Below are 23654 nucleotides of genomic sequence, written 5' to 3' on the forward strand. Positions count from 1 at the left end.
TATCAACTCCTTTTATTGAATCAAAGAGAGGATTGAAAACAGTATCTGCGCTGCCTCGGCACGGGTTGCATACCGACTTGGCGCAAAAGAGCCGTCCTCCATCCCGTTTATTATCTTTGCCTGCTGCAATTTTGTGACAGCTGTCTTTGCATAGTCTGCAATCTGCCCGTCATCCGTAAATTTCTGCGGTGAAGTCAACACAGGTAATTCTTTTCCCGTTATCTCAGCTGTCTTTAACAGAAGTACGGCCATATCCTGCCTGGTAATTTCCTGTCCCGCACCGAAGCTGCCGTCCGCATAGCCTTTTACCAAGCCCAGCTCGCTTGCTTTCTCCACATAGCCGGAAAACCAATCGCTTTTTTGTACATCCGAAAATCTTGTCTCCTTTGGTTCCGCCTCCTCCCCTATGGAACGAAGCAGAATCGTTACGAACTCTTCCCGGGTGATTTGCTCCTCCGGCATAAACTTTCCTTCCTCTTTTCCTTTCATCAACCCCTGCTTTGCCAAGCTGTCAATCACTTTTGCCGCCCAGTGATCCTCCGTAACATCGTCAAAATGGATTTCCGGTGCACCGGTTGGGAGAGCGGTAGGAGTTGACGTCGGTGTGGGAGCAGGCGTAACACTGCTCACGGGCAGTGACGGAAATCCGCCGCCACCGCCGCTTCCGGAAGGACGATTGGTTGGCTTCGTGACAGGATGCAGTGGAACCAGCTTTTGGAAGCGTTCTGTGATCTCCTGTATCGTTTGAAATCCTTCTCTTTCCTGAAACAGAATGTGATAAATCGCATCATAATCCGTCCCCGGATTTTTCAGATCGATTCCAAGATAATCCTTTTGCTCCGTGATCAGACGTTTGACATCTCCCCATTTATTCGCATGGTTCATTTGATAAAGTACAACAACCTCATCAATACACACCTGAATGGTCTCCGCTGATTTGATTTCCGTCAGCTTCGCTATCCGGTTGTATACATGACTTTTATTCTCCTTGCTGACACCGTCCAGACGGAGGCCCAGCTGCTTTGCATAGGATGTGATCAGTTGCTCCAGCTTTTCCTCATCCTCCTGGATTTCTATGCTTTGAAAAAGTACCGCATCTGTAAAATTTTTGCGGAACCGGCTGAGGGAATCATTGATTGCTTCCTCAGTTTCCTCATACGTTCCTCTTTCTTTGAGCAGAATAAAAAATCCCGGCTGACTCTTTACTTTCTCAAACATTTCCGAAAGTTGCATATCACCGGAGAAAAGAGAAAGCTCCCGGTAATAGGTTTCCATCGCAGTCTCAAAATCGGCTGCGGAGCCGCTGTTCAAAGAGGCATTGAGCGCTTTTACCGCTTTTATCTTTTCCTGTATCGGGATATATTCGATATTCTGTTCGATGGTTCCCTCGATACTTCCGCCGGTTTCGGCGCGAAAAGGAGAACCGCCGATAAACGCAATGTAATCTCCGCTGGTGCAGCTCTCATCCATCACAAAGCGGAATACAAAGTTGCCTTCCGGATCGCTTGCCGTTTCATCCAGATAACAGACAAGAGAAAGAACAGCTGTGTAAAGGGCAGCTTCATCCTGAAGCCGGAGCGCTTCCCTGAGATCCTCGGCTGTTTTGCCTTTTCTCAGCACGAGAAGTGTGACCGGAACGCCCTCTGCCGCTTCCCCGATATTGCCTTTTATCACGATTTTTCTGTCCGTACTGACAGGCGGTTCCACTGTGGCAGCCAAAGCACTGTTGGAGACACAAAAAAGAACCAGACTCAGCAGCGCGGCAATAATGCGGTTTCTTCCCATTGTTTTCACTCCATTTCTACTTTGCTGTCAGCTGTAAAAATCCATTGTAAGGCAATAATTGATCAAAGGCATCCCAGGTAAATACCTTCACAAAGCGTTCCGCTGTTCCCTCTCCTTTTTCCAGATTAAAGCCGGGAGTGAACACTTGGCTTATGCCGGCCGGTAAAACAGTGTTCTGCAGTTTTACATCCAAAAGACGGCTGAAGCCTTCCGCATCCTTCTCATAGGTTGCAACCGCAATGCACAGCGGTTTCTCCGCACCGGAGCGGTTGATAAAATCCAGTCCCAGCCTTGTTCTTCCGTTCGCATCGCGTATGCTTTCCACCAGTGTAAGTTCTTCGTCCGTCCCTGTATAAGGAAGTGGCGCGCAGAAGCAATCCGGTGTCGGGTAAGCTTCCACTTCCGTGTCTTGATAACTATATATCTGCAGATTATCAAAATAATAAATACTTGGACTGGTCACACTTGTCGCAGGGAAGTCTTTTTCTCCCTCGCTCTCTTGAATCCCATCCATAATCAGCGTCATATAATAGCCACCCTTCGACCAGTCAACATTCTGATTCAACTGGCCATCAGCGATTACCAATTCGCCGTTGAAGTAGTAATCATATGTTTTATTCGCCATATTGAAAATAACTTTTATAGTGAAAAACTCGCCCGGTGTCCAATATCTTTGATAGTCAAGATGCCCATTCCAGGATGAACCGTTAACCGGCTGAACTTTATTTTCCTTCACGACCCCTCTCAGAACGCTGGTCGATTTTGAGCCGTCACTGTTTTTCATACTGAACGACCACTGATCGCCAGATTTCGGAATCATCATGCGCCAAGAGATGGACCAGAAGCCAGCTGTTTTGCTCAATAGCTGATTGCCCGGAAAAATATAGATTATATTTCTTTTGCCGCTTGTATGGGCGGCGACGTTCATTGTGGACTTCAATGCCATATTCTCGGTGGAGGGAACCTTATCAATAGTGACAGTTCCCAGATTATCATCGGTTCCCCCGTTAGTGACATATGATAAAACATTAGTAGTCCCAAATTTCAGAATCTCAGCTTTCTGTCCTGCCGTATAGCCTGTATCAAAATTCTCATCGATAATTTTCTCTCTTGCACCCGCCACGCAAAAGAGAGAAAGAAGGAATAGCTGCGCTGTCACCAGCATGGAAATCACATTTTTTGCTCTTTTCATTTTCATACGCTCCTTTTTCATTCTTTCGGAATCCATTACAAATAACGAACGGAACGGATCCTCCGCAAAGTCAGGCGGCAGTTGGATGTTTGTATGCCGCCAAACTCAAAACAGTATTTGGTTATTGTTTTTTCTGTTTTTTATTATAATTTATTCTTTTTCCTGTTGAAAGATGGAAACTCTTCCCCATCGGTTGCTCATAAATTGATGTCCGGCCGCTTTCAAAAGCGAGGGCGCAATTATCTCGGCCACACGCTGGAATCAAAGGTTGATTCATAGATAGGACTTGTATAGATATAAACGGTCTGAGTCGTCTCATGCCAACCAATTCTTGCGCTGAAGCCATCGCAAACCGGACGGACAGGAACATAAAGCACTCCGCTGATTCGCTGCGCCGTCTCCGCCATTTGCACCTCTGTACCGTTAACCAGTACAGAGCTGCTTCCCTCTGAGATTTCGATTGCCGTATCCCCTTTTGTCAATAGAACTTTATTTCCGTTATCAGCCGCCTGTGCGCCGAGACTCTCCCCGAATAACAATGCAGGAGCGAGCACCGTTCCATTTATCATAACAGGAGGGCTTTCAAGACAGAGCGGTGTTCCCTCAACCCGGATACTCAGCTCTGTTGGCTTAATAACAGGTGTTCCGTTAAGATACAGATTGTAATCTCCGTTCTCAAAAGCAATGTGGAGTTTTTCTCCGGAAGCCGCCCACTTCAGCGGCATGGTTTTCACATCGTACTCCGGGCTGTTTTCCGGTTGCATGACAAATCCTTTTTCGTCAGCAATACTGCTGACCGAAACGGGAAGACTTAATCTCAGTTCGTTTGAATCCCCTTGCGCACGGTATCCCAGAGTCATATCCAAAGTATTGTCCTCCACCGCAGATAAGTGCAGTCTGCCTTCCTCATATAAAACAGAGGATAGTTTCTCTGTCTTCGCCAGAACTATACCGTCTTTTATAAGACTGGTCCCATTTTGCAAAAGAAAGGTATTGTTGCCGAAGGCGCATAGCGTTCCGTCAAAGGTTACATTGTCGTAAGTTACCGCGCCCTCCTGCTTCAGTCGGACATAAACTGTCTGATCCCCGCCGATAGTAATCTTCATGCATTCTCCATTTTTCTCCGTCCGGATCTCTTTTTGTCCTTCCTCCGTTTTGTGGATGTCAAGAATGGATACCATAACGGTTTCTTCCACTTTTTCAGTGTTGAAGTTAATAAAATACTGGTTCGGTTTTCCCGTAAGCTTTGAGCCCGGCAGGACCTCCTCCCGTGTTTCCGCTGTGATATATTTATCAAAACTTTCGATAGTGACATTTTCAGGATAAGCCATGGTTGCTACCAGCTCCGCTTTCCCCTGTCGGATCACCACCTGATTTTTTGACGCGTCAGTCTCAATAGGACTCATCGCGTGCAGATTATATGCAAAACTGGTCTGTTCCCCTTCCTTTGCCTTGAGCTCGTCAACCATAACAATAGCCGGAGCATTTTTCAAAAACACTGCACTCCTCACGGTTTTGCCAAGATTTCCTGCATACGCCCGGGTTGCATCCCCCGTCACACCGTCGAACACATTTCCGGTTACAAAACTTCCCATTTTCCCCTTTGCCAGTATATTTTCCTCCCCATTTAAAGGATTCAAATACTGTCCTAGAAGTCCGTTGTATGTGATTGCATTATGGGCGTGGGTTCTCTTGGTGTACCCCTTGTCATGAGCGCTGTAATAGTAATCATACCAACCGCTGTCGATTGCCAGCGGTTCCCCGTATGCATTGATGATAAAGCTGTTCTGATCCGCATGGGAATGGTTGTAGCTCCCGTACGGACTGGATTTGAACAGGAAAGATACCCTTTGCGGATCCACCAGATCGGTGTGCATCCCTGCCCAGCCTATGTCACGGAAAATACGGCCTGTTGGATAATCCAAAGGCGGAATTGCCGGCACCTCATCCTCAAAGTGGGCATAGTAGCTGATTTCCCCGTCGTAAGGTTTTACCCCTCGGGTCTGCGCGCCCCACTTCGCCACGGGATTTTTAAAAATGTGCGCCGCGGACAGATAATAGGTCACACAGGTGCTGTCCCTCCAGGAAACGATGTTGCCTTCATCGCCGAATGCTCCCGTGGGCGCACCGTTTGGAGTCATATACAGAGGAAACAGATATTCGTTGCGCGCGGCTGCTCTCTCGTATGTCTGAAATCCGGTTGCACTGTACAGCGCGTCCAGTGCCACGGCGCTAAAAGGACTGCTGGCGTAACTCCAGTATGCCGTGCCGTTGGCGAAACCGCCGTCTTCTCCGCCCCATACCGGATAAATATTGATATATGCGGGATAAATGTTGCGGAACCACTCCTCTGCCTCGGGAATCTCATCCATCATAGCAAGCGAAATGATTCCCATAAAACCCGCTGCAGACCATCCGTGGGAATCAAAGGGGAGAATGTAAAGCGGAAATCCTCTCAAAAGCAGATTGTACATGATTTCAGTGCGCTCCTTCACCATTGCACGAACCGCTTCCTTCTGCTTGCTGTTCAGCAAATCATACACCCAGTCATAGGCAATGGCAGTCTTATAAGCAATTGCGCGGTGGACCTGATCCTGTACATGATAGTTGGTGTCACCGTAAACATCCCAGGCTGCAATACTCTCCATGAATTTTACAGCCTTTTCCCCGTATTGTTTATCTCCGGTTACCAGATAAACAAAGGCCGCTTCAAACATTTCATTGACCTTGCCGTCACTGTAAGTACGCAGATTCCCCTGAGCGGTGACATATCCCGCTTCTCCGGGTTTGGACCCCTCCGGCGGGCTGAATACTGGTTCATCAGGAATCGGATTGTTCAGATTATCGTCCACTCTCTTCTTGATCGCCTGATAGAAATCCTTGGAGGGTCCGTCTGCAAGAGCACGGAATTCTGCAAGCTCATCGTTGTTTGTCCAGATTCTCGGATGATCCTTGCGCACTCTGCGGATCAATTCATCGGTTTCCGGCACAACAAAGGGCGTAGCGTCCTTTGAGATCCGGAAACGGCGGATCTTCGACCAATCCGACTGCCCGTTGATGCTTCTTCCGCGCACCCTCCAATACCAAATGCCGGTTCCCAGTGTTTCCGACATACTGTAATAGTTGTAAGGAATATCTTTAATTTCTTTTTCGATGACCGCCATATCCTTGTCCCTGGACAGCTGCAAATCATAACTTTCTCCCAACGTGATGGCTGTCCAGCGGAAAAAAGGAGGATCCTGAAGAGTTGTCACCTTGTCCCGGGGAGAGAACCACAGGTTGAGTCCCCCGTTGTCCTCCTCAATTACCGGCGGTTCCAGCATACTGTCTGGCGTGCCGCTGTAAAACCGGACATCGTCAAAATACCAGACCGAGTTAATATTGGTGCCGCTGCGCTGGATGACAACATCGCTGAATCCATCCTTCCATGCATCTTCTCCTAAAGGCATGTCTAAATTACTTGCCACCGGTCTGTCATTAAAATAGAAATCATATTTGCTGGTTTGCAGGTTCATCACAAACCGCAGTTTTAACCAGGTGTTGGTGTCATAGGGCTGGGCGAACTCCCGTGCTTCGGAATCTCCTTGAACAGGAATCACAAAGCCCTCCTTCGTGATGGTAGCCAGCGCCGGCCATTTGCTGGTTACAGGCTGCCGCGGTCCTATTTTGAAATTTCCGTTCATGCTGGTGGCATAGATGGATATCTCAAAGGTGAGTATCTTAAAATTCGGGATCTGTTGCAGATACAGATTTGCAACCGAGCTGGTGCCCGCTCCAACATTGTTGATTGTAGCCTTTAAACTTTTGTTGGACGAGGAGGGGAAATCAGCTATCTCAAAGGTGGAGCCTATACCATTCACAGCTGTCCGGAATTCGGTGTAAGCAACTGTCTGTTCCCCTGTTTCATAAGAATTAAAATTTTCATCCAGCAAAATATATTTCCCATATACCTGGCTTATCAATCCGCCTGCAGGATATATATTAAGCAGCATCATAGCGGCCAGAACATAAAAAAGGATTCTCTTGTACGGCTTCATATACATTCTCCTTTCCTATTCATATAAAATGATATTTTGCAGAATCGAATAACTCCCCTGGATAAATACTCTGTCCCCTGGCTTCAAATCATTGATGGTGATTCTGCTCACCCTTCCGCTAGACTGATTGACTCTATAGAAATATGGGGTGTTTTCAAGGCCATACGTTCTGTCCCATTGGGGATCGTTTAAGTCGTGGGCGTTTACCACAAGAGAAGCATTTGATTTATAGATCACTTCCCCGTATGCCGCATGGATTCCTCCTTGTATATAGTGGAGACCTGCATTGGCGCCGCTGACGGTTTCCCATAAATCCTTTCCGGAATCTCTGTTAAATACAACTCGCAGCTCGTCAGTCAGTCCAAAAGAATTGACGCTGACCTGAATCACGTCTCCAGGCTTCAGATCCTTAAAGAAAACGCCGTTCCCCCAAACCTCGTCCAGATCTGCCAGCTCCCCGCTATATGCCGTCAGCTCGATTTTTTCCCCATTCTGATATCCATACAGCTTATAGGTTAGTTCTTCATTTACAAAACACTGCGCCACTTTTTCCACGATCGTCACCGGATCAGAGTAAATAATGTTGGAAGCTGCTGAATCGGAGGAAGATTTCATCAGCATAACCCTGCTGATATTGTCTCTGGTCAGACTGAAAAACTCTAGATTCTTATACTGTCTGTTGTTACTCAAATAGCCAATGTTATGGACGGAGTATTTTCTCTCATCACTGCTGTACGCTTCTGGAACTTTAAAAATAATGGTGCCTGCATTCACCCTGTATTTAGCACCAAAAATCCTGGCGTTCCCCGCCCTGTAATATAATCCGGCCTCCGGTGTTCTGTAATCCAAGGTAAATTCTTTTTCGTCGTCCTCGTTTTTTCTTCTTGTCTCATTGGATTTGTCTTCATAGGTATTCAGCTTTGTCAGCTGATTTTTCTGGTTGACTTCAAAGGTTATCAATTGCTGTACGGTTTTCTTATCCCCATCCATCAAACCGTTCTTCAAAAGAATGGGATCCTGCACCGCTTCCACCGACGGTCTCTGTGCCCCGCCGTTTAATGATATTTTCTCCGGTGCCTCGAAAATTTTCATTCCCTCCTGGGTCAATATTTTGAAGGAAATACTCTCGTCCAATCCTTCTCCGATACGGATTCCCATTAAAAAGCCATATTGCGGTCTATCTGACAATTTCTCATCTCGGCCTACAACTCTGCCTTGATAATCCAGGAAAAAAGGGCCTTTGTCGCCTACCTGGGGTACATAGGACAGCCCGCCGGTTACTTGATAGCGGGCTTCCCCCACCGTTATCCAGGTGAAACGTTCCTCCTCGACCTGATCAATACTGCCTTCCAGAATTTCATTGCTGACATAGATAGTATATAAGGTTTTCTCTTTATTTTCCGCAACCGTCAAAACATCATTTTCCCGCAAGTCCTCCAATGATATGGATACGCCGTCTCTCTGCAATCTGTATTCCACTTCCCATCCTTCCGGCTCCAAATCTAAGGCGTAATCACATTTTTTCAAATGAATCACGCTTTTGACACTGCTGACCGAATCCACCACAAAATTGACAAAGGAATGAACTAGAACCACTTCATAAGTCCCGTCCGTATCATTGTCTATAAACGTGACGCCGCCGATTTCCGGCATCAAATCCGCATCGGTATAATACGGATATAATGTTCCATTATAGATCACCTCGATCTCGCCGGAATATTTTATTTCATAAATCTTATCCCGAACAGCGGCGTCTTTGACGTACCGGAAAACATTCTGCTGCACGCTTTCAATATCCTGCGCGTTCACCGAAACCGTCCGGTTATATTTTTCATCGGCATAAACATAGACAAGCTCTGGATCCCCGTCATTGTCCCGATAAAAGTAAGTAACCCGGTAACCGAGATAACCGTCGCCTTCCGTCTCACCGCAGGCATAACGGCTTCCGTCAATGCTGACATAGCCCTCCGATACCGAAGTTTGCTGACTGTGCAGACCGGTGTACTGATTTTCTTCCACTATCCCGCGTCCGGTATAGACATCAAATATCATGGAGAGAAAATTGCTACCCTTTTCCAGCGAAATACTGCCGCCGCCAAAAGAATTTTGGGAAACAATCTCCACCTGCAAGGCATTAAACAGCAATAAAACCATATCCTCCCCGGTAACCTTGCTGCCAGAGCGCAGGTTCACCCCTTTTAAAAGTCCGCTGTCCTTTGCCGCAACCAGATACCCTGTAGGATATCCTCCATCCCGCTGTGCATAGATATCGTATCCGAGAAGCTTCATCAAAGCTGCTGTGGCTTCCTCAAATAAAATCGGCTCATCCGGACGAAATGTGCCATCCCCATAGCCGCTTAGAATATGTAAGCGATACAGTGTATTGACAGCGTAAAAATCATCCCTGCCGCTTTCCATATCCATAAATACTGTATTTTTATCCGTCTGCCCCGTATTTTCCATGCCGCAAATACGGATAGCATATTTGCAAAACTGGCCTCTTGTCACTGTTTTCGCAGTATCGAAAGGCTGATTCTGAGAATCTGTGACGATTCCCAGCTGCTTTAGCAATCCGAATTCATGGATAAAAGCCATCTCCGTTCCCCCCGGCTCTTGTTCTGCCAAAACCGGGGTGAAAGAAACTGCAACGCTCAAACAGAGCAAAAGGATGATCCCTAATGCCCGCTTCCCCTTATTCATGTTGATTCCTCCTCTAAAAGTGTAACTTTCGGCTGTTTTTCTGTCTGTTTTCATTATAATTCTGAAAAGAATATTAGTAAATAGAGAAACCGAATTCTTTTATGTGATTTCTCAACATTTTTCCATTTCTGATTCATTTGACATTTTTCATAAAATTTGATAAATTAAAAGGAAAGATATCATATAAGGAGTCTAAAATTTCATGAAAAACCTTTCTAAAATAACAAAATATGGTGATTTTGATATCGATATTACTGAGATTGCATCTGTGTGTAATGAACATATAATAAAGCCCTGGACGCACCATCTGAAAAACAATCTAAGCCATCGGATTCTGTTTGTTTATGAGGGAGAATTCCACGCTGTCATTGACGGTGTGGAATACACTGTTCAAAAAAACAATATGCTTTATGTACCAATCGAAGCGACCTATTCTTCTTACTGCGGAACGCTTCCCTTTGGCTACTCCAGCATTTTCTTCCACATGAATCCTTTAACAGGTTCCCAGTTCCCGTTTCAGACCTGCTGTGTCCCCGAAGTGCCTGAAAAATACCGCAAATTTTTCAAAACGGTGGATGAGGAATGGATCTCCAAAAATTTTGGATATAAGCTTCGCATCAAATCTCTGTTATATGAAATTTTCCGAAATCTGCTGATTGAGCAGCTGACATTGAACATTGCCTTAAAAGGGTATCATGTGATCAAAGACGCGGTAAACTATATCGAACAGAACTATTATAAAGAAATCATCGACGTGAATAAACTGGCGCGGATGTCCGGTATCACACCCACTCACTTTATCCGCCTGTTTAAAGAAATTTACTCCACCACACCAAAACAATACATCAATAACCTCCGGATTGAACGCGCCATTGAGCTTTTGGAATTTTCCACCGCGTCCATCGATGAAATTTCAAATCAGCTGGGTTATTCCGACGCATCCTATTTCAGCAAGGCTTTCAAAAACGCCATGGGAAAAAGCCCGCTTCAATTCCGGACACACATCTGACGTCCACCTTATCATGTGAAGTGAAAAACTGTTTCAGGCATTCAAAAAGAGCCGCAGCAAACTTCGTATATTGCCGCGGCTCTTTTTTCATAAGAAATGGTACCCTTGTTATACAATGCCTTCAGCGAGGGCAGTACCCTCTAGATTCCCTCCCCGTCAAAAGGGGGAACAAAGCTTTCCTCCGCCGTTCCGCCCTCCTGAATAAATCCGTTTTCAATGCCCAGTTCCACCGCAAAATCAATGAGTTCCTCATATTCCTTCGAAGAAATGGTGCGGTTCAGTTCGGGGTACCGCTCCAGCCCCGCAAGAGGGGTGAACTGGTTCATAATGCTGTAGTAAATCTGATTGCCGTAAGTGTCAAACAGATAGCTTAAAATGTTCTTGGAATCGTCAAGCTGTCCCGGCAGTACCAAATGACGGACGATGAGTCCCCTTGTCATTCTTCTGTCCGCATCGAATGCGGGAAGTCCCGTCTGGCGGAACATCTCGGCTATTGCAGTTTTCACGACAGAGGGATAATCCGGCGCAGAGGAATACTTCCGTGCCGTCCCGGCAGAGAAATATTTAAAATCCGGCAGATAAATGTCCACAAGCCCTTCCAGCATCCGAAGGGTTTCCACCCGCTCATAGCCGCTGCAGTTATAGACGATCGGCAGCTTTAACCCCTGTTCTTTCGCCAGAATAAGGGCTTCCCGAATAGGAGGAACAAAGTGTGACGGCGTGACGAGGTTGATATTCTGCGCGCCCTTCTCTTTCAGTTCAAAAAAAATCTCCGCCAGCCGGTCGATACTGATTTCTTCTCCTGCTCTCCCTCTGGAGATCGCACGGTTCTGACAGTATACACATCCCAGGTTACAGCCCGAGAAAAATATGGCGCCTGAGCCATTTTCTCCTGAGATACAAGGCTCTTCCCAAAAGTGCAGGGCTGCTCTTGCTGCCGTCAGCCTGCTTCCGGATTTGCAATATCCTTTCTGCCCTGCCTCCCGGTTCGCATGGCACATCCGGGGGCAGAGGGTACAGTCTTCCATCCAATTTTTCTGCATTTCCGATACCTGCCTGTTTTTATTTTGACAAAATGAAAAGGCTTTCGCAAAGCAAAAGCCGCCTAAAAAGTGCAAAACCCAGTGTGCAATTCCCTAATGCATAATAAAAAGTTCTTCGTTTCAAAACGCAGACGCGCTCCGCATGCTGTTTTTTGAAACATGCAATTGCGCAGGATTCCGCGTAATTTCCTATGTTATGAAAAACCGTTTCTCAGGCATCCGTTCCATTCTCTTTTTTTATCTCCGCTTTGCCTTTTTCTAAATGAATCACATGATTACAAATCTCCAGAGCGGACGGCCGGTGAGAAACAATAAACAACGTTTTTGTTTTCCACTCTTTGATATGGTTTAAGATAGCTCGCTCCGTCTTCTCGTCCAGCGATGAGGTGGCCTCATCCAGAAGCAGAATGGGCGCGTCATGCAAAACAGCCCTTGCAATGGCAAGCCTCTGTACTTGCCCTTCGCTCAGTCCCAGTCCCTTTTCCCCCAAAACAGTATCAAATTTTTGGGGCAGCTGCATGATAAAATCATATATTTCAGCGGCTTTTGCCGCACGGATAATCTCCTCTTCCTTTGCCTCCTGATGAAAGAACACAATGTTCTCCCGAATGGTGCCGGAAAGAATCAAGTTTCCCTGCGGCACATAGGCAAACAGGGCTCTCGTCTCCCATCCGGCCTCCTGCGTTCCGGCATCGGACGTAAGCAAAACTTTCCCTTCCACAGGTTTCAGAACCCCTAGCAAAAGCTTCAAAAGAGTGCTCTTTCCAATGCCGGAAATACCTGTGATTGCAGTAAAATCTCCCTGTTTTACTGTCAGGTTTAAATCCTGCAGAACAGGTTCTTCTCCATAAGAGAAACTTAAATTTTCAAACCGGATCTCTTCCAATGCATGGTATGTCCGATAGGATGCCTTTGCAGGGGCGTCCTGATTCAATTCCTCTAATTCGAGAAGCCGTTCCGCCGAAGCCAGAGCGGAATAGTACTGGGGAAGCAAAGCGGACATTCCGCGAAAAGGCGTTTGAATCTGGTTGACCAATTGAAGCATGAAAACCAGCGTACCATAAGACATTGCCCCCGCAAAAAGCTGGAATGCTCCCCAGATCATTGCAAAATAGTAGCCTGCTGTAAACGCAAGGGAAGTGAATATATTAGCAATAATGCTTATAGTATTGCGCTTCATTTTCAGCCTGAAATTCTTTTCCTGAAGGTCGGAGGAATAATTTGTGACTTCACTCTCGTTACGGAAAGCTTTCACCGCCAGGATATTCTGAAGAGCCTCCTGCATAAAAGAGCGGGTTTTCCCTTCACTCTCCTGGCACATCTTATGTAATCTTTTCATTCGCTTGCTGTATATTCTTGTAAATCCCATAAAAAGAAGCCCGAAAACCAGATAAAACGCCAGAAACAGGGGCTGTTCCCACAGCAGCAGAGCGGCCGCGGCTCCCAGCCTTGTGACGAAGGACAGCAGAGTGGGGAGAATCCCCACCACCGCACTTGTGATAATCGAAATATCCGATGTAAGGCGGTTCATCAAATCCCCGGAATGCATTGCGGTGACCTGTGTCAGATCCTTGCACAGCAAGCTGCTGAAGACAGTTTTCCTCAGCTTTATTTCCAGTTTTCCCGAAACACGCACATTCAGATAGCTGTAGGAAACCTGCAAGAGCAACAGGGTTCCCACCAAAGCAGCCACCGAAACAGCTTTCGCGGCAAGACTGCCGCTCAGCTGCCCCACAGCCGTATCAATCAGCTCCCTGGACAAAACCGCAAAAGAAACGGAACACATGGACATGGCAAAACTGATAGCGCATAAAAGGATCAGCGGAAAAAGAATAAATTTGGAATGGATACAAATCCAGCGGAAGGCGTTTTTGTTTCTTTTCACTTTATTATTCTCCTCAGTTTGAGCGCGGCGGACAGCAGTGCGGGGCGAAGCGGACGCACCGCACACCACAAAACAGTATACAGACGGTATGAAAGACTCTTGATGGAACACATTTTCCCTTTTCGCTGAAACGCTTCTACTGCTCCCAGTATCTGCCCGGGATAAACCGGGTATTCCAGCCTTGTCTGATTATCGCCGCACAGAAAAAAGGCACCGTCCCTGCCAGCGACGATCCGGTGCAGAATACAGGCGCCGTTTTCCCTTCTGTAAAATATAATGTCGTATTTGCGATAGGATTCTTTTTTAGACAGAACAACACTGTCCCGCTTGCTGGAAAAAAGGGGAAACATACTGTTTCCCACCACAGTAAGGCGAACCTTTTTCCCGGAACGCAGACATTCCTCCATGATGGGACTGAGTTCTGTGATATGTTTCAGCAGAAATTCGTTTTTCATTCTTCCAGTGCTTTGATCGCCCGGATTTCATCCAAAAACGCCGTGATATCCTCGCGGGCAGTCTTCTCATCTACATCGTATTCCTTTTGGAGCTCTGCCAGCAGTTCTTCAAAGGTTCTGTCCTCCTCCAGCAGCCGCCAGAGAAAAACGCCGGTTTCATTCAAGGTAATCATCCCATCAAAATCCACCAAAATAGAACTGACTGGAATTACCACAAAACTGCCTGCAATTTCTTTTAACAAAAATTCCTGGTTGACTCTCATTTCTTTTCTCCTATCCGCAACGTATTTTTTACCATCTGCACGGCTTCCTCATCCGGCCTGCATCCCAGCAAATAGCAGGGAACCTGCTTAAGAAGCCCGTCGGCCGTATCAAGAGCAATATCTGCCATATCGCGGTATGGATATACCGCAATCTCCCGCAGCAACCGGAATACAGCCTCCTGCGGCTTCAATTCACTGATCCGGTTCTCCTTCGCCTGCTCCAGAAAAACGACAGCACGCAAAGGTACATGTATATTTTCATTGATCTCTGTCTTCCCGCTCCAAGGCGTTCCACAGATATGTGGTCTCCCATCTACAAAGGTAACCGCCGGAGAATCGTCGTTGACAACGGTAACCCTATCACCAAAACACTTCTTCCACAGTCTGGTATGGGTCGATTTTCCGGTTCCGGACGGAGCAGAGAACAGAATTCCATCCCCGCCAAAAGCAATGGAGGAGGAATGCACCACCAACCCTCCGTGTAACGTCAGCGCCATTCTAAAAATTTCTCCTGTCATATTAAAACAGCGAACATCAACCGGGGCCCCGCCCAGCATTTCCACATCCCGTATCACCGCCTGTACCTCACGAAACCCCGGATCTGCCGTCATAAGCGCCGTACGGTTTTCGGTATTCTCCAGCCGGTCGAAATTGACATATCCGCCCTCTTTTGTCAAAAGATAAGTGCGATACCCCATTCTCTGCCCAATTAAATCTCCTTCCGGTTCAAAAATTTCCTCCTGTTCGGAGAAGGAAATCTTCAAATCTGGCACTACAGCCTCTTTTACACGGTATTGTTCCATCCTTCTCAGAAAAAAGGGGTAATTTATATTTTCAACCCAGACAGAAAGCCCGGCAATACAGTAGTTCGGCATTCTGAAACTCCTTTGTCCGTAATAGTAATATCATTATAACAAGATTAAAACACTTTTGCAAGGCAAAAGTCACCTTTTTACGTTTCAACCCCGCGAAATGGGGGCTATCTTTCCGCTGCCTGCTCACAAACGAAATCTGCCGCTTTTAGCTGAGCGGGGTTATAATATACACCAAATGTTTTGTCAAACAAGTTTTTGTGGATATCACACAGAAGCAGGTTGCAATCAGCGACGCAATATGTTAAAATCAACTTAAGTCAAACACTATATAACGAATGCTTAATAATAAGAATAGGGGGTTCTCTTCATATGTTAAAAAAGGCAATATCCTACATACTCAGCATCGGCATTTTACTCACTGCCGTTTCCATTCCTGCTGCAGCAGAGATAAGTTTTTCTGACTTGGGCAGCAGCCACTGGTCCTATGAATCCGTCTCAAAGCTGGTGAACGACGGAACCATCAGCGGTTATGAGGACGGCACTTTCCGCCCGGACAACACTGTCACAAGAGCGGAATTTGTCAAAATGATCGGAAAAGGTCCTGACAAACGGGAAACCGATTTTTCCGATGTGCCGAAAGACCATTGGGGATATGAATATATCATGTATTCCGGACTCAAAGGCAGCGGCAACAATTTTGAGCCGGACAGGCCTATCACCCGCGGTGAGACAGCAGAGCTTCTCTGGAGCCGTGCCGGCGAGAAAAAAGGCGAGATTGCGCCTTCTATTATCACCGAACAGTCTGCGAACCAGGATGCTGCCGCATGGCTTTACAACAACAGCATTATGATTGGAAACGACGGAGTGGACCTTCGGCTTGGAGACACCCTTTCCCGCGCGGAAGCCGCCGCTCTGATCATCCGTTCCAGAGAGACGGACGGTTCCTCCAGAACAAGCTTCAGCCAAGCCATTTCCGATGAGGTTGCCAAAACGGTATTCACCAGCATGAAGCTGTTCGACAATAAAGAATACAATCCGGACAAAACCGTGACAAACGGCGAGTTGGCCAGAGCGGCACTTCGACTGGCCAGTGAAGAATACAACCTGACATACAGCGCTTTTCCGATCGCTTCTCAGCTGGAGCATACCTATGGAAGAGACATCACCATTATCGGCAAGGAGTGCCTTGGGGAGGACAAGATTACAGCCGCCTTTGCGGATCAGACAGCCAACAAAAAAGACGCTGTCTGCGCTCTGGTATACGGCATGATCAAAAAATCTCACGCTACCGTAAGTCTTGGAAATATTGACAACTACTATAAAGATCTGTCCGGCATCGGAAAGGACAAAACCAATGTTATCCTGACCTATGCCTACACCAACGGAATTCAGCTGTTTGACGGCGGAAATATCAAGGGGGAGGAAGCAGTCACCCTGAAAGAAATCAGTGCTATTCTGATTCAGCTGGAAAACATCTGCGGTTCCCAGACAATCTACTCCACCGAGAAGAATGACAGAAACCGCTATATTGCCAAGGACAGCAAAATTTCTTACGACCTTGCCTCCTATCCATCGTCAAAGGATAAATACCAATATATTTTGAAGGATGTTCCGAATGCCGTGTACAATGCGCCAATCGCTTTCACGGGCAGTGCTGAAAAATTTGGATTGCCCCGGCTGAACTTTGACTTCGCAAGAGAATTCTCCGATATGTTCCTCGCTCAGCTGGATAAAATTGTCGCTGCCGGACAGGACAAGTTCGGGGTTACCCTGCGCTTTGAATATTACCCCAGCCTCGTCTTTGACAACGGACAGGGCTTCACTATCCGCACAAAATGCATTGTGCTGGACAATCCGAAAAACGTCAGTTATCAGGATCTATTCGGCGATCAGAAACTGACGGACGATATTCCCGCCGTACCGGCCAGCGGCTCAGAATTTTTCGTGGATATTAAGACCAGCTATGTTCTTTTTTGATAACATAGGCAATTGCGCGGAATCTTGCGCAATTGCATGTTTCAAAAAACAACGCGCGAAGCGCAGCTGCGTTTTTCGGAAAGAAAAACTTTTTTATAGGAGTAATGCATCATGAATTCAAGACACCATACCGGCTTTGGAATCCTGGGAACCTGTATTCGAATCATTTCCATTCTGATATTGATTCTGGCAAACAAGCATCTTGGGGGCATGAAATACAATTTTTATTGGCATGTCGCTGTTCCCGTGGCTGTCTCTCAATTGCTCGCCGCCCTGTACGCCTTTAATTATGCCAAACACGGGCGATACGGGAAAACCCTTAATATGTTCGCCAAGCAGTTTTGTGTGATCTCCCTACTGGTCACCCTGATTGTGTTTTTGGACAGGGATATGCAGATTTTTGCGATTACCCAGTGTATTTATGCTCTTCTTTACACTGCTCTTATTTGGTATATTTCCAGCTATGTGTTTGAGAATGTGCAGAAACGAGGAAAAATCAATATCACAAAAAGCTTTTTGATTTTATCCATCCCAGTGTTTCTGCTAGCCCCTGTCGTATATTACTTTGGCCAGAAGGAATGGATGCAGCTCTGCTTTTCTCTGGGGTATTGCTTTCTGTTTATCAGTCTTTCCACTCTGTTCAGTTTGGTCAGATACCGGAGGAAATCGGGTAAAAAGAAAAGTTAAGTGTTTTTGATGAGGTGCAATTCTGCTGCGATTGTTTTATAACTGCGGGCAAGATGTCCCCCCGCCTCTTAAGGCGGCGGGTTCCATATCCGCGATCAGCGGAAGTGCAATCTCTCGCTGATCGCGGCACTGCATAGCAGTGCCCTTGTCCTCGTTGAATGACGGGGCAAGCCTTTATTGAACTTGCATCGTATCAATATGAGCAATTGAAATAACTGTATAAAATCAGCATTGCTGCCCCATAAGAGACAGTTCAAAAGTATCATAGTGGGTGGACTTCAACAAAAGAGGATACCGTTTGGTTAAACGGTATCCTCTTTTTTATCCTTTATAAAGGAACTTTTCTCTTTTGTGTATGGCTTTTTCCTTATATATCAATCTATTCAAAATCTCCGTTTCTGTGTTCCAATGTAGCAATAACAATTTCATAGTATGCCCAATGGGAAGGAGATATGTCTTTGAGTGGAAGTGAATAGTTCCCAATATTCTTATCGATCTTTTCTTTATCCGGCACTCTGCCGCTCAGCAGATTGATCACCTTAACCGCTTCCGCGCGGGTGATTGTCCCGTCCGGGCGGAAGGTTCCGTCTTCATAGCCTCTTACATACCCAGCACTGCTTAACGCTGTGATATATCCGTTTGCCCAATGCCCTTTGCTGTCGGAAAACGCACTGCCGTTTTCTGTGTTATCCAGCTTCAGATATTTGGCTATCAGCGCTGCAAACTCCGCTCTGCTCATCTGGTTGTCCGGGCGGAAGGTTCCGTCTTCGTAGCCGGAGATAAACTGGTTCTGTGCGGCAAAGCCCACATATTTTTCATACCAGCAGCCGCCCGGCACATCGGAAAAACCGTTGGCATAATACTGGCTTATCTGGAATTTTTCCGATATCTTTGCCAGCAGCGCAGTGACCTCCGCACGGGTAACCGCATTGTCGGGACGGAAGGTTCCATCCTCATAGCCATTGATATAGGCTGCCTTTCTCGAACCGCCGTTATTTCCGTTCACCACCGTACCTGTTGAAGAATCCGTATTACTGCCGGACGGCTTCTTTTCCTTAAGGATGGTTATAGTATATTCCACTGGTTCAAACAGAGCACTTTGCGGGATGACGGTCACCTTAACTACGTTGTTCCCCGTTTTCACACTGCTTAGTGAATAGACGCCGTCACCGCGGACGGAATCGCCATTCCAAAGCACTTCAATCGAGGCGTTTGCATCATTTGCAGAAGCGATCAGCTTCAGTTTTTCGACGGTGTAGGGAACCGTTACGCGGTATGCGTTTTCGCCGCTTGCCGCTTTCTTTGTGTATCCCTGGATTTCCAGCGTTTTTAAGGTGTTTGCCGTATTGCTCTCCTCCGGCCAGGGAGCGATTGTTACCCCAAACATTTCTTCTATCTTCTCAGCCGCTTCCGTATAAGTCAAAGCGACTTCCGGATATTCCAGTTCAATATCATTTCCGATGGCTTTTATCTCGGTTCCATCCAGCGTATCCGTGTTGCCGAAACAGTTTCTGCTCTGTCCGTATCCCTCTCCAAAGATACCATCAAAGGTACCGCAGAAACCGCCGTTCCAGCTCCATCCCGGCGACAGGATTCCTGTGCTGATACAATCCTGCATAACGGCAGAGGAAGCGCCGGCGAAGCCGCCGAAGTAGTTTCCGCCTTTTTTATCTGTTGCAATCACGTTGCCGGTGGAATAGCAGCTTGTAATGGTCGAATAAACCGTGCTGGATCCCACAAAGCCTCCAGTGGAATACGCACCGTTCACCTCACCGGTAGCATAGGAATTGGTGATCTGTTCAAAGTTGCTTCCAACCAGACCGCCTGTGGTGTTCTCCCCGGTCACCTTTCCGTCCGCATGAGAGAGGTTGATAATGCCGCGGTTGAAACCGACCAAACCACCCACATGACCAGTGCTTCCATTCACTGTCACATTTGCGGAACAATTTTCAATCACGCCATAAATATAGCTGCTGTAATCGGTTCCCGGAATGGTGTTGTTGCCGTCATTAAAGCCAACCAAGCCTCCGGCACGGGTTGCTTTGATGATCGGTTCCCCTATCCCGGTCACTTTACCGGAAACGTGACAGTTTGCAATCAAAGAGCCTTCCTTTGCATAACCGCAAAGAACACCAACCTGTCCCCCTGCGGTAATATCCGCATCTTTTATCGTCACATTCAGGATTTTTGCCCTGTCAATCACGCCAAACAAGCCGATGTTGTATTCTTCCGTCTCCATTCTTAATCCGGAAATCGTCTTGCCGTTTCCGTCAAACGTTCCAGCAAAGGGAGTATCCTGTGTTCCGATTGGGGTATCCTGTGTTCCTTTTAAAGCAATGTCGTTCTCCAGACGGAATGCCGCAGAGGGATGCTGTATCACATTGGTCAAATCCTCCGCCGTCTTAATCAGATATGGATCGGAAGATATACCAGTTCCCTCGAAATATTCGCTTTCCGCCCCAATTTCTGTACCGTTCAATTCTGCCCAGGACGGTCCCTGATAGTTGTTCGCGGAAGTTCCGTAGAACCAGATTACCTGATCCCCGGCTTTAATGGTAGTGCTGTCAGCACTGCTGCTGGGGCTGATCCCATTGACCATAAACATCCAGCCGTCATTGCCGCCAGCCGCCTTTCCATTGATGGATTTGACATAAACACCGTAGCTGCTGGGCTCGGCCTCATAGGGAATTCCAGCGCTGTCCAGGGCTCCCAGCACGGATAAACCAAATTCACTCTGGTCGGAGACGGTCAATTCATCAAACAGATTCATCTTCACAAAACGATAGCTTTGATAGTCCGCCACCGCCATCTTCAATTGGACGGTTTGCTCCGGAGGAGCGGCAACAGCCGGTTCATTGGAGACGAGATAAGGATATTTGCTGTTCAAATTATTCCTCCGCGCCCAAACATCCGCCTCTGTATTCAAGAGCGCAGTGAAAGCATCCGATTGCATCTCATCTGTTGTTTTCACAGTGATCCCATCCGATGCACCGTTTCCAACCGCAGCGGAAAATGTAGATTGATTATAATATGTATTCCGGATATCGCCGCCCAGCCGGTTTCCGATGAATCCGCCGGCATTTTCTCCAGTACAGGTGAGGTTTCCAGTGCTGAAACAATTCTCCAGGCTGCCGCCGGCCATTCTTCCGATAAAGCCGCCGGCTTCCTTCAGGGCTTTTACATCCCCTAAGCTGTAACAGTTTTTTATCGCGCTTCCTTCTATGTCCTCCATCGCACCGGCAAATCCACCGATCCGCCCAGCGAAAGGTTTTTCCGGGACAACATTCACCTTTGCGGTGGAAAAACTGGATTCAATCAGCCCCGGTGAACTCACATATCCGTTCACGCCTACAAAACCGCCGTAATTGGTGGAGGTGGTTTCCGGCAAGCTTACCATGCTGTTTTCACCGTCCACAAAACAGTTGCGCACGGTACCCATATTTTTACCGATTAAGCCTCCGATACAGGAGCCTTTTCCGGATACCGTGGTGTTTATTACGCCGCTGTCCGTCACCGTACCTCCATCGTTCACCCCAATTAGAGTGCCGACGCTTCCATCTGTGCCGGAAACAGAGGCTTCTGTCAGCGTGACGCCGGTTACCGTTCCTCCCAGAATATAGCCAAACATGCCCGAGAACTCTGTGCTGACAGCTATCTTCAGATTGGAGATCGTCTTGCCGTTTCCGTCAAAAGCTCCCGTGAAAGGAGCCCTTGCGGAACCGCTTTTGGTCTTACTGTTGCCAATTGGTTTTAACATCTTTCCAGCAGATGCGTCCGTCGTCTGCGTCATGTCAATGTCGCTGCCCAGAATGAAACTTCCACCCCATCTGCTTGGATCATTGGAAAGCAGGATGAGCTCATCCGCTGTGCAGATGATTTCCGGCATCTCTGCAGAGACAAAATTTACGCTCAGACCAAACACCATTGTTAGCGCAATCAAAAGGCTCAGCAGCTTTTTCCCATTTGTTTTCATAAGTATCCTCCTTCTTCTTTTCAAACAGCAAATAAAAAGAGCCCTGACTTTACAGACAGAGCTCTTGATCTCAACAAATGGAATAACAGAAAACATCCTGTTTTTTCGCTGAAAACCGTAAACTACACCCTTCATACACTGTGAAGCCATAGCATCCCGAAACGCATCGAACCCATTTCAGGAAATGCTGGCAGGTATTCCGACTCAGACGTCATCGCAAGCTTTCACCTTCCCAAACGAAACCGTTCAGTGGTCTGCTTTTCGCACAGAAAGCCGCTCTGTCAACACGGCAGCAGGACTGTTCAGGATTTTAACCTGATTCCCTATTATGCAATATCTCTATTGCCACCAACATCCATTTTATTTACTTTTATAATTATCTTATCACAAAACCACAGGATTGTCTATGATTAATTTACACAAAAAAAGATTACAGTAAGTCATAAATACGTTTCAGAAGCACAGCGGTCTCCGCCCGGGTAGCAAACGCTTTGGGCTGTATTTTTCCCCCATCGCCCCGCAGCAGTGCATTTCTCACCATTGTGCCGAGCGCCTCCTGTGAATAGAGGGAAATTTCATCTCTGTCTTCAAACTTCTCCAGCTCCTCCGTGCCTTCTCCTTTCTCCAAAACAGATGTCTCCGTCAAAATCCGATACAGCAAAACAGATTGATCTTCCCGTGTGATGAACGCTTCCGGCGAGAATGTGCCGTCCTCGGCTCCCTTTGCAATTCCCATCGCCTTTGCGGTCATGATCGCATCATGATAGTAGCTGTCCCTCGGTACATCCGAAAATTCTGTCACGCCCTCCGCCTGTTTTAAATCAAACAGTCTTGCCATCAGCAGGATAAAATCCCCCCGTTTAATATTTTCTTGAGGGGAGAAAGTGCGTTCTCCAGTTCCCGCTATAATTCCCTTTTGTGCCAAAAGTTCAATGGATTCTTTTGCCCAGCCGTATGCTTCTCCCACATCATCAAACCTGGTTTCCGAAGGCGAGCCGCTGGGCTCTGCCGTTGGCGCCGGAGTGGGTGTGGGGCTCGGTGTCACAGTAGGCTTCGGCGTTGCAGGCGTTCCGCCGCCCCCACCGCCGCCTCCGCCTCCACCGGTAGTCGACGTGGTTTTCGTGATGGTAACTGGAAAACTTCCTATTACAGTAGCTGTTTTCCCTGTTCGTTTTTCTCTGCAGGTTACTGTGACCGTTAGTTCGACATTTCCCTGCTCCATTCCCTTCATTGCCCTTTCGCTTGTTATAGCCTGCAATTTTCCGCTGTCCGAAGAAAGGAGTTCTGCTTCTTCCACCTCAAATCGATCGGAATCCATTGTTATATTCAGTGACTTTACCTCTTTCACCTTTATGCTGGAGGGAATGTTATCGGATATCTTGGGTTCTTTTTTATAAGAAACCTTCAGCCGATTTTGCACTTCTGTCCGAAGTCCATCCGCCTCCACGCCCAGATATATTGTTCCGCTCTCAGCTTTCAATATGCCTGCAGGAATCTCAAGAAGAACAGTTTCTTCCTCTGAAGGCTGATAAGCAATACTTGCCTTCGCTTGTGTCTCCGCTTGCCCTGTATACAATTCAATCTTCCGGTTTTCCAGCACGGAATCGGATTTTATCAGCATATAGTCTTTGGAGCTTCCGGGCATATTTATCAGTTCCGCCTCCGTGATTTCGGGCAGCTCAACCTCAGAAGCAATTTTTGTCTTCAAAAGGGAAGTCCCCAACCCGTCAAAATAGTACAGGTTTCCCTCAGAGGACAAGGCCAGCGCCCCGACGCTGAAATTCCGGATCTGTTTGACCTCCCCGGTCTCCCAGTCCACCGCGGAAAGCTCAC

At 47.1% G+C, this 23654-nt stretch carries 14 protein-coding genes and 1 riboswitch; of the genes, 3 read left to right on the top strand and 11 right to left on the bottom strand.

The features are described 5' to 3' along the window. Positions 1 to 12: 12 nt before the first annotated feature. From KQI32_RS08090 to KQI32_RS08105, 4 genes are all read right to left on the bottom strand, one after another. Entirely contained in the window at positions 13 to 1785 is a 1773-nt protein-coding gene (locus KQI32_RS08090) for an S-layer homology domain-containing protein (RefSeq protein WP_216424631.1), read from the bottom strand. 16 nt (positions 1786 to 1801) lie between these two features. After that, positions 1802 to 2977, bottom strand: a complete 1176-nt coding sequence (locus tag KQI32_RS08095; protein ID WP_216424632.1) for a hypothetical protein — start codon at positions 2975 to 2977, stop codon at positions 1802 to 1804. 239 nt (positions 2978 to 3216) lie between these two features. Continuing rightward, complete coding sequence (locus KQI32_RS08100) at positions 3217 to 7014, bottom strand: DUF4962 domain-containing protein (protein WP_216424633.1); 3798 nt, start codon at positions 7012 to 7014, stop codon at positions 3217 to 3219. Between the two features lie 15 nt (positions 7015 to 7029). Further along, positions 7030 to 9714: an S-layer homology domain-containing protein gene (locus KQI32_RS08105; protein ID WP_216424634.1), complete on the bottom strand. Its 2685-nt coding sequence runs from the start codon at positions 9712 to 9714 to the stop codon at positions 7030 to 7032. A 202-nt stretch (positions 9715 to 9916) separates the two neighbouring features. Between KQI32_RS08105 and KQI32_RS08110 the strand changes: the two genes are divergently transcribed. After that, entirely contained in the window at positions 9917 to 10723 is an 807-nt protein-coding gene (locus KQI32_RS08110) for an AraC family transcriptional regulator (RefSeq protein ID WP_177691514.1), read from the top strand. A gap of 140 nt (positions 10724 to 10863) precedes the next feature. On the opposite strand, the gene KQI32_RS08115 is transcribed toward KQI32_RS08110, so the two are convergent. From KQI32_RS08115 to KQI32_RS08135, 5 genes are all read right to left on the bottom strand, one after another. Continuing rightward, entirely contained in the window at positions 10864 to 11766 is a 903-nt protein-coding gene (locus KQI32_RS08115) for a radical SAM protein (RefSeq protein ID WP_253291119.1), read from the bottom strand. Positions 11767 to 11977: 211 nt separating this feature from the next. Continuing rightward, positions 11978 to 13651, bottom strand: coding sequence for an ABC transporter ATP-binding protein (locus tag KQI32_RS08120; RefSeq protein WP_216424635.1), 1674 nt, complete (start codon positions 13649 to 13651; stop codon positions 11978 to 11980). Next, positions 13648 to 14106, bottom strand: a complete 459-nt coding sequence (locus KQI32_RS08125; protein ID WP_216424636.1) for a S24/S26 family peptidase — start codon at positions 14104 to 14106, stop codon at positions 13648 to 13650. Before KQI32_RS08125 ends, KQI32_RS08120 begins: the two co-directional genes overlap by 4 nt. Then, the gene (locus KQI32_RS08130; RefSeq protein ID WP_177691517.1) at positions 14103 to 14369 is read right to left on the bottom strand and encodes a PqqD family protein; all 267 of its coding nucleotides are present in this window, start codon (positions 14367 to 14369) and stop codon (positions 14103 to 14105) included. Before KQI32_RS08130 ends, KQI32_RS08125 begins: the two co-directional genes overlap by 4 nt. Then, positions 14366 to 15244 carry a hypothetical protein gene (locus KQI32_RS08135; RefSeq protein WP_177691518.1) on the bottom strand — a complete coding sequence of 293 codons (879 nt, stop codon included), beginning with the start codon at positions 15242 to 15244 and terminating at the stop codon, positions 14366 to 14368. Before KQI32_RS08135 ends, KQI32_RS08130 begins: the two co-directional genes overlap by 4 nt. 309 nt (positions 15245 to 15553) lie before the next feature. Here KQI32_RS08135 and KQI32_RS08140 point away from each other — a divergent pair, with 309 nt between their 5' ends. Beyond that, positions 15554 to 17161, top strand: coding sequence for an S-layer homology domain-containing protein (locus KQI32_RS08140; protein ID WP_216424637.1), 1608 nt, complete (start codon positions 15554 to 15556; stop codon positions 17159 to 17161). Positions 17162 to 17272: 111 nt separating this feature from the next. Then, positions 17273 to 17848 (top strand): hypothetical protein, encoded by a 576-nt coding sequence (locus KQI32_RS08145; protein WP_216424638.1) that lies wholly within the window; start codon positions 17273 to 17275, stop codon positions 17846 to 17848. A gap of 379 nt (positions 17849 to 18227) precedes the next feature. Here KQI32_RS08145 and KQI32_RS08150 read toward each other — a convergent pair whose 3' ends face one another. Together KQI32_RS08150 and KQI32_RS08155 are read right to left on the bottom strand one after the other, a co-directional pair. After that, the gene (locus KQI32_RS08150; RefSeq protein ID WP_216424639.1) at positions 18228 to 21821 is read right to left on the bottom strand and encodes an S-layer homology domain-containing protein; all 3594 of its coding nucleotides are present in this window, start codon (positions 21819 to 21821) and stop codon (positions 18228 to 18230) included. 171 nt (positions 21822 to 21992) lie between these two features. Beyond that, positions 21993 to 22189, bottom strand: a riboswitch (cobalamin riboswitch). A 62-nt stretch (positions 22190 to 22251) separates the two neighbouring features. After that, positions 22252 to 23654 (bottom strand): S-layer homology domain-containing protein (locus tag KQI32_RS08155; RefSeq protein ID WP_216424640.1); only part of this gene is annotated, 1403 nt, incomplete at its 5' end.

This window comes from Acetivibrio sp. MSJd-27, from assembly GCF_018918095.1.
Taxonomy (GTDB): domain Bacteria; phylum Bacillota; class Clostridia; order UMGS1840; family HGM11507; genus HGM11507.